The organism is Streptomyces poonensis, assembly GCF_014650915.1.
Lineage (GTDB): Bacteria > Actinomycetota > Actinomycetes > Streptomycetales > Streptomycetaceae > Streptomyces > Streptomyces poonensis.
In genome coordinates this window covers 203,580-217,390 of sequence record NZ_BMVW01000007.1, presented here as the reverse complement: position 1 = coordinate 217,390, position 13,811 = coordinate 203,580, and the positions used below count along the sequence as shown (strand labels likewise).

Below are 13,811 nucleotides of genomic sequence, written 5' to 3'. Positions count from 1 at the left end.
GGCCGACAGTGCAAGGCGACCGTCCCCGGAGGTCCGGGAACGCCGAAGGGCGACCACCCACTTGGGTGATCGCCCTTCAGTACGTCTGCGTTACAGCTCCACGGAAAGAACTGCGCGGCGAGCGTGAGTCCCTGCGGACCCGTGAGGTCTTACTTGACCTCGACGGAGGCGCCGGCGCCCTCGAGGGCCTCCTTGGCCTTGTCCGCGGCCTCCTTGTTGACCTTCTCCAGGACCGGCTTCGGGGTGCCGTCGACGAGGTCCTTGGCCTCCTTCAGACCCAGGGAGGTCAGCTCACGCACGACCTTGATGACCTGGATCTTCTTGTCGCCGGCGCCGGTGAGGACGACGTCGAACTCGTCCTTCTCCTCCTCGGCGGCGGCGGCCGGGGCACCCGGGACGCCGGCGGCGGCAACGGCGACCGGGGCGGCGGCGGTGACGTCGAACTTCTCCTCGAAGGCCTTCACGAACTCGGAGAGCTCGATGAGGGTCATCTCCTCGAACTGCGCGAGCAGGTCTTCCTGGCTGAGCTTCGCCATGATGGGCGATCCTTCCACTAATTCGGCTGGTGCCGGATGTACATGTGAGGCGGGCGTACGTGCGGCCCGCTACGGCCTGTGCCTAGGCGGCACGGCCATGACGAGCCGAGTTACTCGGCACCGCCCTGCTCGTCCTGCTTGGCGCGCAGCGCGTCCACGGTGCGGACGAGCTTCGACGGCAGTGCCTGGAAGACGGCAGCAGCCTGGGACTGCTTCGCCTTGAAGGCACCGGCCAGCTTGGAGAGCAGAACCTCGCGGGACTCGAGGTCCGCAAGCTTCTTGATCTCGTCGGCGGACAGCGCCTTGCCGTCAAGGACACCGCCCTTGATGACGAGATTCGGGTTGTCCTTGGCGAAGTCACGAAGACCCTTCGCCGACTCCACCGGGTCACCGGTGACGAAGGCGACCGCCGTCGGACCGTTGAACAGGTCGTCGAGCGTCGTGATCCCGGCCTCGTTGGCCGCAATCTTGGTCAGCGTGTTCTTCACCACGGCGTACTGGGCGTTCTCACCGAGCGAACGACGCAGCGTCTTGAGCTGCGCCACGGTGAGACCCCGGTACTCGGTCAGCACAGCGGCGTTCGAGCTGCGGAACTGCTCCGTCAGCTCGGCTACCGCGGCAGCCTTGTCGGGCCTTGCCATAGAGCGTCGGCCTCCTTCCGGGTGATGGGACCGCTCGGAAGGGGCTGGGGTAAACGAAACGCCCCGGCGCAGGCGCACGGGGCGTAGCTCGACCGAACGGATTCCGTAAGGACAGGAACCGGTCCAGGAGCTCTTCCACAGTCACCTGCGCGGGTCGTCCGCTGTTCAGCGGATCCTTCGGCCACCGTGCCCTCTCGCGAGCGCACGGCAACGACCAGCGGTCTTTGGCTTCTCAAGGAAGGTACCTGACCGGTTCGCCGTCAAGCAAATCCGGTCAGCGAACCGTCGTCGCGGCAGGAGCCGCCGCTGCATCGCGGCCCGGCGGGGCCGCCACCGCTCAGACGCCGGAGCCGGACTCCAGCGACTCCAGCTCGGACTCCAGCGACTTGAGGTCGGACTCCAGCGACTCCAGCTCGGCCAGCTCCTCGTCGAGGGCGTCCTCGTCGAGGGAGCCCGCGTCGTCGGCCATCCCGCCCAGCCCCTGGAGCATCTCGAACAGGTCGAGCGTGTCGTCGGCCGGCGGTACCTCGACCTCGGTCTTGGCGCCGTAGTCCGAGAGCTTCATGCTCATGTCGATGTCGCCCTCGGGGGACTCGATCGTGACGTCCATGCGGACCGGCAGGTCGTCCTCGTTGACCCAGACCTCGGTGTCGTAGCCCTTGATGCCCGCCTTCTCGATGCTCTCGAAGAGCTGCTCGCGCTCCTTGGGCTTCAGGACGTCCAGGCTGTCGTTGCTCTCCATCATCTCCTTGACGGTGAGCGTGCCCTTGTAATGCTCGGCCTCGACGCCGTCGATCTTCTCGCTGCCGAGGTGCTTGAGGTTGGGCGACTCCAGGAGCATGGCGAGCTGCTCGGTCGGGTCCTGGTTCATGTTCTGCAGCTCGGACGTCATCTGCTTGGCCAGTTCCTCGTCACCGGAGGCCTCCGCGGCGGCCGCCAGGTCGACCTTCATCCAGCGCTTGCCGTCCATCTCCTTGGCGGACGCGGCCCCCATGTCCATGTACATGACGTCGTCCTGCCAGATCATCCGGGTCTGCTCCGGGGCATCCGCGCCGGCACCGAGCATCGATCCCTTCATGGTCAGGTCCATGACGGTCGGGTCCCAGCCCATGACGCCGCTCATGGTCATGTCACCGCCGCCGTCCATCGCGGCCGGCGTCGACATGGTCATCTCGACCTTGGCCGACTTCGCCTCGGCCGTTCTCTCGAAGGCCGCGGTCAGCACCTGCTGAACGGTCCGTTCGGAGCCGTCCCCGGTGCCGCATCCGACGGCCCCTCCGGCCACGACCAGTGCCGCGATCCCCGCGAGCTGCGCCCCGCCCCGCTTACGTACGGAAAGCCCCATTGTTCCCCCCAGGAACACAAGAAAGAGTTTGCCAAGTACATGAAAACTCTTTGAGCTTAGCCCAGTGAGCGCTATGACTCCGCTGAATATCCGCTGTGCCACCCGCCTCACCGCAAGCGGCGGGACGGCACGCTCGCGGGGCCGCGGGCACGCCGCTGTCGCCCCGGCCGTCGGCGCCGGGGCGGTGCGAGCATCTCCCGCCGGCTACGCCGACGGCTGGGTCTGGACCAGCTCCTTGAAGTCCACCGTGTCGTCCGCCGGGGGCTCCTCGGCCGAGACCTCGACGCCGTAGTCGGTGTAGAACGCCGTCTGGGACAGCGTGCCAGAGGTCATCTCGCCCTTTTCGACCTTCTTGACCAGCAGGTCGTCCTCGTTGATCCAGATGTCGATGGTCTCCGTGGTGATGCCGGCCTGCTCCAGCTGCTTCTTCAGGTCGGCCAGCTGGCTCGCCGTGAGGCCGGAGCTCTTGGAGGCGAGGTCCGCGACCTCGACCGCGCCGGAGTAGTGCGTCGTCCTCTGGCCGCGCACGGTCTCCTCGCCCACCTTCTGCACATCACCGGAGGCGAGCAGGAGCTTCACCGACTGGTTGGGCGTCGTGTTCTGCATCTGGTCCTTCATGTACGCGCCCGAGCCGCCGGCCATGTCCGCCAGGGCGTCGTAGTCGTACTTGATCCACTGCTTGCCGCCCGTCTGGCGGGCGAACGCGTCGCCCATGTTCGCGTAGTAGGCGTCCGGCAGATAGCGGGCCTCCATCGAGGTGCTGCCCAGCTGGCGCATCTGGTCGGCCATCGCGCCGCCCGTGTACTCGATGGTCATCGTGCCGGTGTAGCCGTCGGCCCAGTCGAGGACGCCGTCGGCCTTCATGGACATCATCGTGCCCATCGTGGTCGTGGACTCCACCCGCGCGGAGTCGGCCCCGCTCGTGGACTTGTCCGCCAGGCGCAGGGCGGCGACGGGGCTGAGTGCCGACCCGCCCTTCGCCTCCTTGTCGCCGGACCCCCCGGAGCCGCAGGCCGCCACCCCGGTCAGCGCGGTCACCGCAGCGATCGAAACGGCCATCCGGCGCACGTTCGTGCTCGTCATCGTCCCTACCCCCAAGCCTCTCCAGTGCCCCGCACGTTAGCGGAGGCCACTGACACTGGTATCCGGTTCACGGCTCGGGGAACGCGGTCGGGAGCGGTCCGCTAACCTTGCGCGGCCGTCTCCGAAGCATCCCCACAGGAACGGGGACGGGCCCCGCACCTCGAAAGGTTGCGGGGCCCGTCCTGGTGCGCGTGCGCGACGCGGCTACCGGTGAGCGTGGGCTCAGACGGCGGCCGGGTCCTCCTCGACGAGGAGGTTGCGGGTGCGGTTCGGGTCGACCGGAATGCCGGGGCCCATCGTGGTGGTGATGGCGGCCTTCTTGATGTAGCGACCCTTGGCGGCGGACGGCTTCAGACGGAGGATCTCCTCCAGCGCGGCGCCGTAGTTCTCCACCAGCTTGGTGTCGTCGAAGGACGACTTGCCGATGATGAAGTGCAGGTTCGAGTGCTTGTCGACGCGGAACTCGATCTTGCCGCCCTTGATCTCGGTGACGGCCTTGGCCACGTCGGGGGTGACGGTGCCGGTCTTCGGGTTCGGCATCAGACCACGCGGGCCGAGGACGCGGCCGAGGCGGCCGACCTTGCCCATGAGGTCCGGGGTGGCGACGACGGCGTCGAAGTCCAGACGGCCCTTCGACACCTCGTCGATGAGCTCGTCGGCGCCGACGATGTCGGCGCCCGCGGCACGAGCGGCCTCGGCACGGTCACCGGTCGCGAAGACCAGGACCCGGGCGGTCTTACCGGTGCCGTGCGGGAGGTTCACGGTGCCACGGACCATCTGGTCGGCCTTGCGCGGGTCGACGCCCAGACGGAAGGCGACCTCGACGGTGCCGTCGAACTTGGTCGTGGAGGTCTCCTTGGCGAGACGGACGGCCTCGAGCGGGGCGTACAGCTTGTCCCGGTCGATCTTGGCGTCCGCAGCGCGGAGAGCCTTGCTGCGCTTGCTCACAACTGCTCCTGTGGGTTCTGAAAGGAGGCGTGGTACGGGCCGAGCAGGCCCTGCCACGTGCGGCTGCTCGTACGGCAGCTGCATGTTTCTACGAAGGTGAGGGTCAGCCCTCGACCGTGACGCCCATGGAACGGGCGGTGCCGGCGATGATCTTCGCGGCAGCGTCCAGGTCGTTGGCGTTGAGGTCGGGCAGCTTGGTCTGGGCGATCTCGCGGACCTGCGCCTCGGTGATCTTGGCGACCTTGGTCTTGTGCGGCTCGCCGGAGCCCTTCTCGACACCAGCGGCCTTGAGGATCATCTTGGCGGCCGGGGGGGTCTTGGTGATGAAGGTGAAGGAACGGTCCTCGTAGACCGTGATCTCCACCGGGATGACCCAACCGCGCTGCGACTCGGTCGCGGCGTTGTAGGCCTTGCAGAACTCCATGATGTTGACGCCGTGCTGACCCAGCGCGGGGCCGACCGGCGGAGCCGGGTTGGCGGCGCCGGCCTGGATCTGGAGCTTGATGAGCCCCGTGACCTTCTTCTTCTTGGGAGGCATTGCTCTCTCCGGGTCCTAGTGAGAGTTTTCAGCCCGCTCATCCGAATCCATCCGGATGGAGGCATACCGCACAACGATAACGGGTATCCATGCGCGGCTAAAAACCGAGCAGGTCAGACCGGCTGTGGCAGCCGCTCTGACCTGGTCGGAGGCATGTGGTCCAGAGGTACCGAGGACGGCTCAGTTCTTCTGGATCTGGTCGAAGCTCAGCTCGACCGGGGTCTCGCGACCGAAGATCTCGACGAGGCCCTTGACCTTCTTCGAGTCGGCGTTGATCTCGTTGATGGTCGCCTGGAGCGTGGCGAACGGGCCGTCGGTGACGGTGACCGAGTCGCCGACCTCGAAGTCCAGCACCTGGACCTCGACCTTGCGCTGCGGCGCCGGCTTGCCCTCGGCCTCGGCGGCCTCGCGGGCGGCCTTCTCCTCGGCCTCCGGAGCGAGCATCTTGACGATCTCGTCGAGGGAGAGCGGGTACGGGTCGTAGGCGTTGCCCACGAAGCCGGTGACGCCGGGCGTGTTGCGGACGACGCCCCAGGACTCGTTCGTCAGATCCATGCGGACGAGCACGTAACCGGGCAGCTTGTTCTGCCGGACGGTCTTGCGCTCACCGTTCTTGATCTGGACGATCTCCTCCTCGGGGACCTCCGCCTGGTAGATGAAGTCCTCGACGTTCAGGGAGACGGCGCGCTGCTCCAGGTTTGCCTTCACGCGCTTCTCGTAGCCGGCGTACGTGTGGATGACGTACCACTCGCCGGGCAGCGTGCGCAGCTCCTCGCGCAGGGCGGCGACAGGGTCGACGGGCTCGGACGGCTCCTCGGCCTCGGCCTCGGTCTCCGCCTCGTCGTCCTCGACCTCGTCCTCGTCCACGACGTTCACGGCAGCCTCTTCGGCGGGCTCCCCGGCGGCGTCGTCCGCAGCCTCGGCCTCGTCGACCACGTCCGCGCCCTCGAGGATGTCGAGCTCGTCGTCCACGGACTCGACATCGTCCCCGCGAGGCTCCATGGCGTCGTTCACGTTGGGGTCAGACACGGTGGCTGCTTCTTCCTCGATACATGGGGGTGGAACACGCGAAAGGGGCGCCGGGTAGGGCGCCCTTCGCTTTCGGCTCAGCCGAAGACGTACTTGGCGGCCTTGTCGAGTCCGAAGTCAATCACAGTCACCAGACCGATCATGATGACCACGAAGATGATGACTACCGTCGTGTACGTCGTCAGCTGCGAACGGGTCGGCCAGACGACCTTGCGGAGCTCCGCGACGATCTGGCGGTAGAACAGCGCCAGACGCTTCAGCGGGCCCTTCTTGGCGCGCTTGCCGCCCTTGCGGGTCTTCTTCTTGGACTCCGGCGCCTCGTCCTCGGCATCAGGCATGTCGATGGAGCCCACGGCGTCCGTCACTCGTCCTCACCTGATTCCGGGTCGTGGCCGTGCCGCGCCCGGTCTGAGCCGCACGGCGGTGCATTGCTGTACGTACATGCGCACACATCCTGGCGAAGGTGTGTGTAGCAGGGCCGGAGGGACTTGAACCCCCAACCGCTGGTTTTGGAGACCAGTGCTCTACCAATTGAGCTACGACCCTTTGGTTCCCCCAACGTACCGCATCCACCCGGATGCTCGGTGTGCACCCGACGAGTGCGGCCGGTGAGAGGCCAACGAGGTGAGAGTGTACGTGTTCCGGGGCCGGTCGTCGAACAGAAAATGGCGGTACCGGCGTCGTCCGCCGAAGATCGGCCGGTGGCGGGCCGCGGTCCGGCCGGTGGTCCGGCAGGTGTTCAGTCCGTGAAACCCGTGTGCCGGGGGCATTTCGGGTCTGAAACGATGGGTGCCATGAGCGCTGCAACCCCTCCCACCGAGCGCCGGGTCTCCGCCCGAGTCGGCGCGATCTCCGAGTCCGCCACCCTCGCCGTGGACGCCAAGGCCAAGGCCCTGAAGGCCGCCGGGCGTCCGGTGATCGGCTTCGGCGCGGGTGAGCCCGACTTCCCGACCCCGGACTACATCGTCGAGGCCGCGATCGAGGCCTGCAGGAACCCGAAGTACCACCGCTACACGCCGGCGGGCGGCCTGCCCGAGCTGAAGGCCGCGATCGCCGCGAAGACGCTGCGGGACTCCGGCTACGAGGTCGAGGCCTCCCAGGTCCTGGTCACCAACGGCGGCAAGCAGGCCATCTACGAGGCCTTCGCCGCGATCCTCGACCCGGGCGACGAGGTCATCGTCCCCGCGCCGTACTGGACGACGTACCCGGAGTCGATCCGCCTCGCCGGCGGTGTCCCGGTGGAGGTCGTCGCCGACGAGACCACCGGCTACCGGGTATCGGTCGAGCAGCTGGAGGCCGCGCGCACCGAGAAGACCAAGGTCGTCCTCTTCGTGTCCCCCTCCAACCCGACCGGCGCCGTCTACAGCGCCGAGGAGACCGAGGCGATCGGCCGCTGGGCCGTCGAGCACGGTCTGTGGGTGCTGACGGACGAGATCTACGAGCACCTGGTGTACGGGGACGCGAAGTTCACCTCGCTGCCCGCGATCCTGCCGGAGCTGCGGGACAAGTGCATCGTGGTCAACGGCGTCGCCAAGACGTACGCCATGACGGGCTGGCGCGTGGGCTGGATCATCGGCCCGAAGGACGTCGTCAAGGCCGCGACGAACCTCCAGTCGCACGCCACGTCCAACGTGTCGAACGTCGCCCAGGCGGCCGCGATCGCCGCCGTCTCCGGTGATCTGACGGCCGTCGCCGAGATGCGCGAGGCCTTCGACCGCCGCCGCAGGACGATCGTGCGGATGCTGAACGAGATCGACGGCGTGGTCTGCCCGGAGCCCGAGGGCGCCTTCTACGCGTACCCCTCGGTCAAGGCGCTCATCGGCAAGGAGATCCGCGGCAAGCGCCCGCAGAACTCGGTCGAGCTGGCCGCCCTGATCCTGGACGAGGTCGAGGTCGCGGTCGTCCCGGGCGAGGCCTTCGGCACGCCGGGGTACCTGCGGCTGTCGTACGCGCTCGGTGACGAGGACCTCGTCGAGGGCGTGAGCCGGATCCAGAAGCTGCTGGCGGAGGCGCGCGACTGACGCGTCTTCGGCGTTCTCGCGTCTCCACGCGCGCGTGCGGGCCTCGATCTGCTCCTGATAGCAGATCGAGGCCCGCTTCGTCGTTTCCTCGGGTCTTTGTGCGAACAAGAGCACGATCGGGGAAAGCGCTACCGGCGCGACCGCGACGTGCGGCAGGATCACGGAATGGAGCACGTACGTGATGTCTCTGAGCTGCCCAAGGCCCATCTCCACCTGCACTTCACCGGTTCCATGCGGCCTTCCACCCTCCTCGACCTCGCGGACAAGTACGGTGTACGGCTGCCCGACACGCTGACCGACGCCCTCGCCGGCGGGGAGCCGCCGCGGCTGCGGGCGACGGACGAGCGGGGCTGGTTCCGCTTCCAGCGGATGTACGACGCGGCGCGGTCCTGCCTGAGAGAGCCCGAGGACATCCAGCGGCTGGTGCGTGAGGCGGCCGAGGAGGATGTCCGGGACGGCTCCGGCTGGCTGGAGATCCAGGTCGACCCGACGTCTTACGCTCCCCGGCTGGGCGGGCTCATCCCGGCCCTGGAGATCATCCTGGACGCGGTGGACACGGCGTCGCGCGAGACGGGTCTCGGGATGCGCGTCCTGGTCGCCGCCAACCGTATGAAGCACCCGCTGGACGCGCGCACGCTGGCCCGGCTGGCCGTGCGCTACAGGGACCGCGGCATCGTCGGCTTCGGGCTCTCCAACGACGAGCGGCGGGGCATGGCTCGGGATTTCGACCGGGCCTTCCACATCGCCCGGGAGGGCGGGCTGATGTCCGCGCCGCACGGCGGTGAGCTGACCGGCCCGTCGTCGGTCCGCGACTGCCTGGACGACCTGCACGCGTCGCGGATCGGGCACGGGGTGCGGGCGGCGGAGGACCCGCGTCTCCTCCAGCGGCTGGCCGACCGGCAGATCACGTGCGAGGTGTGCCCGGCGTCGAACGTCGCCCTCGGGGTCTACGAGAAGCCGGAGGACGTGCCCTTGAGGACGCTGTTCGAGGCCGGGGTGCCGATGGCGCTCGGTGCGGACGACCCGTTGCTGTTCGGCTCGCGGCTGGCGGCCCAGTACGAGATCGCCCGTCGGCACCACGCCTTCACGGACGCGGAGCTCGCCGAACTCGCGCGCCAGTCGGTACGGGGCTCGGCGGCTCCGGACGACGTCAAGCGAAAGCTGCTGGCCGGGGTCGACGACTGGCTGACCGCTCCCGGAGCCGAGGACGGGCTCAGAGGCTGACGCCCACCGTCACCGGCTCGTTGACGAGGGTGATCCCGAAGGCGTCCCGGACCCCGGCGACGACCTCGCGCGCGAGGGTGAGCAGGTCCTCGGTGGTGGCGCCGCCCCGGTTGGTGAGGGCGAGGGTGTGCTTGGTGGAGATACGGGCGGGGCCGGTGCCGTACCCCTTGGTGAAGCCCGCCTTGTCGATCAGCCAGGCCGCGGAGGTCTTGGTGTGCCCGTCGCCCGTGGAATAGGCGGGCGGCACGACGTCGTCGCCCAGACGCTCCCGCACGCGCGCGTGGAACGCCGTGAACTCCTCGTCCGTGAGGATCGGGTTGGTGAAGAACGATCCGGCCGACCAGGTGTCATGGTCCTCGGGATCGAGGACCATGCCCTTCCCCGCGCGCAGCTTCAGCACCGTCTCTCGGGCGTCGGCGAGGGGCACCCGGTCACCGACCTCGACGCCCAGTGTGCGGGCCGTCTCCGCGTACCGGACGGGCGCGGACAGGCCGCCCGCGTCCTCCAGCTCGAACCGCACCCGCAGTACGACGTACCGCCCGGGATCGGCCTTGAAGCGGCTGTGGCGGTACGAGAACGCGCACTCGGCGTTCGGGAGGGTGACCGTCCGGCGGTCGACGCGGTCGTAGGCGACCACCTCGGTGACCGTGGACGCGACCTCCTGGCCGTACGCGCCGACGTTCTGGATCGGTGTCGCGCCCGCGGAGCCGGGGATCCCGGCGAGGCACTCGATGCCCGCGAGCCCGGCCTCAACGGCGCGGGCCACCGCGTCGGTCCACACCTCGCCGGCGGCCAGTTCCAGCCGGGTGCCGTCGAGCGAGAAGCCCTCGGTCGCGACGACGAGCGCGGTTCCCGCGAAGCCCTTGTCGCCGATGACCAGGTTCGATCCGCCGCCGATGAGCAGCAGCGGCGTACCGGAGTCGTCGGCCTCCCGGACCGCGGCGATCACTTCGGCGTCGGTCGTCGCGGTGATCAGCCGGTCCGCGGGACCGCCGAGCCGGAAGGTGGTCAGCGGGGCGAGCGGGGCATCGTGGAGTTCCTGCACGGGCACAAGGGTACGAGACGGTGTCGGGCCACCATGTCGTGCCGGGGAAGCCTCACTGGCGTAGTGGGTAAGGCCCCCCATTGGTGCCAGGTAAGGGGCGCCCCGCCATGGAGGGCGCCCCTTACCTGTGCGTCTCTCTCAGGCCAGCCGTACGACGGCCCGGGACATCCCGAGAACCTTCTGGCCGGCGCTCCTCGCCAGGAGGTCGACGCGGACGGTGTTGTCGTCCAGCTTGGCCGCGACCTTGCCGCTGACCTCGATGGACGCGCCCTGGTCGTCGTTCGGGACGACGACCGGCTTGGTGAAGCGGACGCCGTACTCGACGACCGCTCCGGGGTCGCCCACCCAGTCGGTGACCACCCGGATCGCCTCGGCCATGGTGAACATGCCGTGCGCGATGACGTCCGGCAGTCCGACCTCCTTGGCGAACTTCTCGTTCCAGTGGATCGGGTTGAAGTCCCCGGACGCGCCCGCGTACCGGACGAGAGTGGCGCGGGTCACCGGGAAGGACTGGGCGGGCAGCTCGGTGCCGACCTCGACGTCCTCGTACTGAACCTTGGCCGTCATCCGCTCAGGCCTCCTCGTCCTCGCCGCGGGCCACCAGCTTGGTCCACGCGGTCACCACGTGCTCGCCCGCCTCGTCGTGGACCTCGCCACGGACGTCCAGGATGTCGTGGCCGGCCATGGTCTTGATCGCCTCGATGGTGGAGGTGACCGTGAGCCGGTCACCGGCGCGCACGGGGCGCCGGTAGGCGAACTTCTGGTCGCCGTGCACCACACGGTCGTAGTCGAGGCCCAGCTGGGGGTCGTCTATGACCTGTCCCGCGGCCTTGAACGTGAGGGCGAACACAAAAGTCGGAGGGGCGATCACATCGGGGTGCCCGAGCGCCTTGGCGGCCTCGGGGTCGGTGTACGCCGGGTTGGGGTCCCCCACCGCCTCAGCGAACTCCCGGATCTTCTCCCGGCCGACCTCGTAGGGGTCGGTGGGCGGGTAGGTCCGCCCCACGAAGGACTGGTCGAGCGGCATGAGCTCGGCACCTCCTGTGTTGTTCGGTACTGGCCGGTATCGGCTCGGGAACGACACGAGGCCGCCCCCCTTCAACGGGGGCGGCCTCGTGTACGAGCCTGAATCAGCGCGTCTCGCGGTGCGCGGTGTGCGCGTTGCAACGCGGGCAGTGCTTCTTCATTTCAAGACGGTCCGGGTCGTTGCGCCGGTTCTTCTTGGTGATGTAGTTCCGCTCCTTGCACTCCACGCAGGCCAGCGTGATCTTCGGGCGGACGTCGGTGGCAGCCACGTGAGTGCTCCTTGACGAACGGATGGGCTTGATTAACGCAAAAAGAGTAGCCGATCGAAGGACCGACCCCGCAATCGGCTACTGTGAGTAGCGGTGACCGGACTTGAACCGGTGACACAGCGATTATGAGCCGCTTGCTCTACCGACTGAGCTACACCGCTGCGATGCGATCGGTCCCCGCCTGACGGCGGGTACCTTTCACACCAGAGCCCCAAAACGGAATCGAACCGTTGACCTTCTCCTTACCATGGAGACGCTCTGCCGACTGAGCTATTGGGGCGAGCGATGAAGACATTACACGTCCCACCGCCGTTCCCCCAAATCCGTTCCGCGGGCCCTGCCCGGACCCGATCCCGTAAGCGCTCTGTCGGCCTCTCCCACCTCACAGGCCACAACCACGCAGGGAGTGCCCGCCGGAGCCGGCCCAGGTGAGCGATCGATGCCGGAACGATTGCGCACTGGAAGCCGGGGCGGACACGTGATGCGGGGTGCCGCGTGCGGGCCCCTGAGGAATGCGCGATGCGAAGCCGGGACGGGCGGCAGGCGCGGGTGCGCGACGGCTGCGACCGGAACAGCAACTTCCGCCCAGTACGGGTTCCCGGCACACCTGTACCGCCAGGAACCACACCGGTACGACTATTGCGCTCCTCCCCGACGCCAGGGACTCACCGTCCTAGGCTCGTCTCACGCTGCGTGATCAGGCGTCCTCTCCCCGCAGCAGCCCTACCCCAGGAGTGCGATGCCCGACAGCCAGCCGCAGCCTTCCCACTCCCCGTCAGACCCCTCGCCGGAACAGGCCGCGGGTTCCGCGCTGCTGCTGTGCGGGGCGCGGCTCACCGACGGCCGGACCGTGGACGTGCGGCTGGGTGGCGGGCGCATCGAGGCGGTCGGCACCGCGGGGAGCCTCACGGCGGGCGGCACCGGGCACCGGGGCACGTCCACCGCACGCGTGGACCTCAGCGGCTACCTGCTCCTGCCGGCCCCCGCCGAGCCGCACGCCCACAGCGACACGGCGCTGTCGGCCGACGCCGCCGGACCGGTCTCGTACGACCCCCTCGAGGTGCAGCGGCGCGCCACCGAGGCGGCTCTGCTGCAGCTCGGGCACGGGGTGACGGCACTGCGATCACACGTCCATGTCGGTGACGTACAAGGGCTGGGCGCACTCGCGGCGGTACTCAAAGCGCAACGGTCACTGCGCGGGCTGGTGGAGCTGACGACGGTGGCGATGCCCCGTGTCCTGACCGGGATCGCGGGGGCGGACGGGCTGGCGATGCTGCGGGACGCGATGAAGATGGGCGCCTCCGTGGTGGGCGGCTGCCCGGACGCGGATCCGGACCCCACGGGGTACGTGGAGACCGTCCTCAAGATCGCCTCCGAATACGGCCGTCCGGTCGACCTGCATGTCGACGGCTCCGATCCCGCCCGGCTCGGCCGCCTCGCGACGATGGCCGGAGGCCTGCGGCCGGGCGTGGCCCTCGGACCCTGTGGGGGACTTGAGGGTCTGTCCCAGGATGCGGCGGCGCGTGCCGCGGACCAGCTGGCCGCGGCCGGGGTGACCGTCGTGTGTCTGCCGCAGGGCGGCTGCGGGGGCGTGGACGGGCACGGCACGGCTCCCGTACGGCTGCTGCGGGCGGCCGGCATCCCGGTGGCTGCGGGCAGCGGGGCGCTGCGCGACGTGTCGAACCCCGTGGGCCGCGGGGATCCGCTGGAGGCCGCGTACCTGCTGGCCTCGCGGTACGGGCTGCGCCCCGAGGAGGCCTACGACGCGGTCAGCGCGTCCGCGCGGAAGGCGCTCGGGCTGCCCGAAGTCCGGGTGGAGGCCGGCTTCCCCGCCGAACTTCTCGCCGTTCGGGCCGACCGGCTGGCGGGGGCGCTGTCCCTGGGGTACAGCCGGATCGTGGTGCACCAGGGGCGCGTGGTGGCACGGACCAGCGCGGTCCGGGAGTACTGCCACTCACCGGCGGTCGCGGCGCTGGATCTGCCGCGGCAGGGACGGGGAGAGCTGTCGTAGTGGTCCTGGCCGTCGGCCGATCGGCCGGCTGAGTGGCTGACCGCTCGGCCGGTCGGCCTGTCGGCCATACGACCGCACGGCGGTTGCGCGGTCGT

At 69.0% G+C, this 13,811-nt stretch carries 15 protein-coding genes and 3 tRNA genes; 3 read left to right on the top strand and 15 right to left on the bottom strand.

Annotation, left to right across the window (positions count from 1 at the left end):
• Positions 1–149: 149 nt before the first annotated feature.
• From rplL to IE242_RS19605, 9 genes are all read right to left on the bottom strand, one after another.
• Positions 150–536 (bottom strand): 50S ribosomal protein L7/L12, encoded by a 387-nt coding sequence (rplL, locus tag IE242_RS19645; RefSeq protein WP_189861024.1) that lies wholly within the window; start codon positions 534–536, stop codon positions 150–152.
• A gap of 110 nt (positions 537–646) precedes the next feature.
• On the bottom strand, positions 647–1,177 hold the full coding sequence (gene rplJ, locus IE242_RS19640; protein ID WP_189861022.1) for a 50S ribosomal protein L10: 531 nt from the start codon (positions 1,175–1,177) through the stop codon (positions 647–649).
• Between the two features lie 337 nt (positions 1,178–1,514).
• Entirely contained in the window at positions 1,515–2,522 is a 1,008-nt protein-coding gene (locus IE242_RS19635; protein WP_189861020.1) for an SCO4651 family lipoprotein, read from the bottom strand.
• A gap of 204 nt (positions 2,523–2,726) precedes the next feature.
• On the bottom strand, positions 2,727–3,605 hold the full coding sequence (locus IE242_RS19630) for an SCO4651 family lipoprotein (RefSeq protein ID WP_189861017.1): 879 nt from the start codon (positions 3,603–3,605) through the stop codon (positions 2,727–2,729).
• Between the two features lie 222 nt (positions 3,606–3,827).
• Positions 3,828–4,553, bottom strand: coding sequence for a 50S ribosomal protein L1 (gene rplA / locus IE242_RS19625; protein ID WP_189861015.1), 726 nt, complete (start codon positions 4,551–4,553; stop codon positions 3,828–3,830).
• Positions 4,554–4,656: 103 nt separating this feature from the next.
• Positions 4,657–5,091, bottom strand: coding sequence for a 50S ribosomal protein L11 (gene rplK / locus IE242_RS19620; RefSeq protein WP_019756559.1), 435 nt, complete (start codon positions 5,089–5,091; stop codon positions 4,657–4,659).
• Positions 5,092–5,271: 180 nt separating this feature from the next.
• Positions 5,272–6,120 carry a transcription termination/antitermination protein NusG gene (gene nusG, locus IE242_RS19615; protein ID WP_189861013.1) on the bottom strand — a complete coding sequence of 283 codons (849 nt, stop codon included), beginning with the start codon at positions 6,118–6,120 and terminating at the stop codon, positions 5,272–5,274.
• A 77-nt stretch (positions 6,121–6,197) separates the two neighbouring features.
• Entirely contained in the window at positions 6,198–6,485 is a 288-nt protein-coding gene (secE, locus tag IE242_RS19610; protein ID WP_030572584.1) for a preprotein translocase subunit SecE, read from the bottom strand.
• A 108-nt stretch (positions 6,486–6,593) separates the two neighbouring features.
• Positions 6,594–6,666, bottom strand: a tRNA-Trp gene (locus IE242_RS19605).
• A gap of 248 nt (positions 6,667–6,914) precedes the next feature.
• Between IE242_RS19605 and IE242_RS19600 the strand changes: the two genes are divergently transcribed.
• Positions 6,915–8,141, top strand: a complete 1,227-nt coding sequence (locus IE242_RS19600) for a pyridoxal phosphate-dependent aminotransferase (RefSeq protein WP_189861011.1) — start codon at positions 6,915–6,917, stop codon at positions 8,139–8,141.
• 165 nt (positions 8,142–8,306) lie between these two features.
• A complete protein-coding gene (locus IE242_RS19595; RefSeq protein ID WP_189861009.1) occupies positions 8,307–9,365 on the top strand; it encodes an adenosine deaminase in 1,059 nt (352 codons plus the stop codon).
• On the opposite strand, the gene IE242_RS19590 is transcribed toward IE242_RS19595, so the two are convergent.
• From IE242_RS19590 to IE242_RS19565, 6 genes are all read right to left on the bottom strand, one after another.
• Complete coding sequence (locus tag IE242_RS19590) at positions 9,355–10,410, bottom strand: UDP-N-acetylmuramate dehydrogenase (protein ID WP_189861007.1); 1,056 nt, start codon at positions 10,408–10,410, stop codon at positions 9,355–9,357. The two genes, IE242_RS19595 and IE242_RS19590, sit on opposite strands and share 11 nt — an antisense overlap.
• A 138-nt stretch (positions 10,411–10,548) precedes the next feature.
• Positions 10,549–10,977, bottom strand: a complete 429-nt coding sequence (locus IE242_RS19585; RefSeq protein WP_189861005.1) for a MaoC family dehydratase — start codon at positions 10,975–10,977, stop codon at positions 10,549–10,551.
• A 4-nt stretch (positions 10,978–10,981) separates the two neighbouring features.
• A complete protein-coding gene (locus IE242_RS19580; RefSeq protein WP_189861003.1) occupies positions 10,982–11,437 on the bottom strand; it encodes a MaoC family dehydratase N-terminal domain-containing protein in 456 nt (151 codons plus the stop codon).
• 103 nt (positions 11,438–11,540) lie between these two features.
• Positions 11,541–11,705, bottom strand: coding sequence for a 50S ribosomal protein L33 (gene rpmG, locus IE242_RS19575; RefSeq protein ID WP_004571794.1), 165 nt, complete (start codon positions 11,703–11,705; stop codon positions 11,541–11,543).
• An 88-nt stretch (positions 11,706–11,793) separates the two neighbouring features.
• Positions 11,794–11,866: transfer RNA gene (locus IE242_RS19570), tRNA-Met, on the bottom strand.
• Positions 11,867–11,912: 46 nt separating this feature from the next.
• Positions 11,913–11,985: transfer RNA gene (locus IE242_RS19565), tRNA-Thr, on the bottom strand.
• A gap of 459 nt (positions 11,986–12,444) precedes the next feature.
• Here IE242_RS19565 and IE242_RS19560 point away from each other — a divergent pair.
• Complete coding sequence (locus IE242_RS19560; protein ID WP_189861000.1) at positions 12,445–13,716, top strand: amidohydrolase family protein; 1,272 nt, start codon at positions 12,445–12,447, stop codon at positions 13,714–13,716.
• The last annotated feature ends 95 nt before the right edge of the window (positions 13,717–13,811 follow it).